1 protein-coding gene and 1 pseudogene are annotated in these 1,503 nt (G+C 37.6%); both read right to left on the reverse strand.

Translation table 11 applies throughout. The features are described from left to right. A partial coding sequence (locus tag HMPREF9144_RS13505) for a hypothetical protein (protein WP_006044837.1) occupies positions 1-851 on the reverse strand: 851 nt, incomplete at its 3' end. 15 nt (positions 852-866) lie between these two features. Continuing rightward, a pseudogene (locus HMPREF9144_RS05150) lies at positions 867-1,503 on the reverse strand (IS30 family transposase); the annotation flags it as partial.

Raw genomic sequence — 1,503 nt, forward strand, 5'->3', positions numbered from 1 at the left:
TAAATATATCCTACTTGCCTAACACTAATAACCCCTCTTCTTAATATTTTTACCATAGAAGCATTATATAAATTTGGTTCATATTGACTTGGAGTGTATGTACTAACAGAACTTTCATTGGACGTATACTTCTCATAAGCAAATAGATTTACACCTAATTCTTTCAAGACATCATCTGGTAATTTATAGTTTTGGTCAACCAAGCCAAAGAAAGTACTTCCAGATGATATACAGTATGAAAGTATAGCTTGTTCGTATGCAACGAAAGCAAAGGACCCTACCATTGAACCTACAAAATTACCAAGTAAGTACGCAAACGGGATCATTGGTAAGCAACTTTGAAGTAGTACACCACCACCTAAACCACATCCAGTTACAAATATGTTTCTTTGTAAATTGTAAGTAAAATCATTTTGAGTGATATCACCTTTAGCTAACAAAAATGAATCTTTAAGAGTATTCATTAATATAACAGTCATTCCCCCTATGACTTCTGGAGTCGCAGACTTCAAAGCTTCTCCCCAAAATCCAGATGTACATGAAGTCATTATTGTTGCAGAAACAAAACCACGGATAAAGCCCTCGGTAGATCCTTCAAGAGCAGCAAAGCCAATAGATTTAAGTTCCTCTTCATCAATTGTTCCATTCGATAAAAGTTCATCAAGACATTTATAAAGCTCTGGAGCAACCTTTAAGACAAGTGAAATTGTTGCAGCTGTTATTCCAGCTTTCACACCTTGTTTAAGAATATGATCTATTTTTATTAATTCTTCTGTTGAAAAGCCATCTCTTGCTGCATCATACTCGCCTTTTTTTGCTTTTTCAGCAATATCGAGTAACCGCAGAGTCAACCAGCAAGTGCAAAATTACAAAAGGTGTTTAAAGAACTCACACTTTGGAGTAGAAAAGTTTAATTTTTCTCTTGGTCTTTCGTTCAATTTCTTTTGTATGGACATAATTCTCTTGTCCGTATAGTTATCAAACGAATCCTTTTTAGGTATATACTGCCTGATTAATTTGTTTGTATTCTCAACAGTTCCCTTTTGCCATGAACAATATGGGTCAGCGAAGTACACTGGCACGCCTAAGTATTTGGTGATGTCCTTATGTGCCGCAAATTCAGGTCCGTTATCTGTTGTAATTGTCTTCAGGCTGTTCTTGTATGGCAGCAGTAGTTTCCTAACCACCTTTGCCAGAGGCTTTGACAGTTTTCCAAATGGCAGTTTCTGCATAAGCAACATATTGGTGGATTTCTCCACTATTGTGAGTATGGCGTGCTGGGCAGGGTCGACGATCAAGTCCATCTCAAAATCTCCAAATCTCTTCCCGTCAACTTCTTTACTTCTTTCATGGATACTCACCCTGTCCTTTATTGGAAGATGTCCGCCTTTGGGACGATGCCTGTATTTCATCTTATGCCTTGTGTGTTCTGCAAGTTTCCCTGTTGTGTCATTGTGGATGATGTTATAGATGGACTAGTGGGATACCTCTATGCCCTCATTC

Source organism: Prevotella pallens ATCC 700821 (assembly GCF_000220255.1).
Taxonomy (GTDB): Bacteria; Bacteroidota; Bacteroidia; order Bacteroidales; family Bacteroidaceae; genus Prevotella; species Prevotella pallens.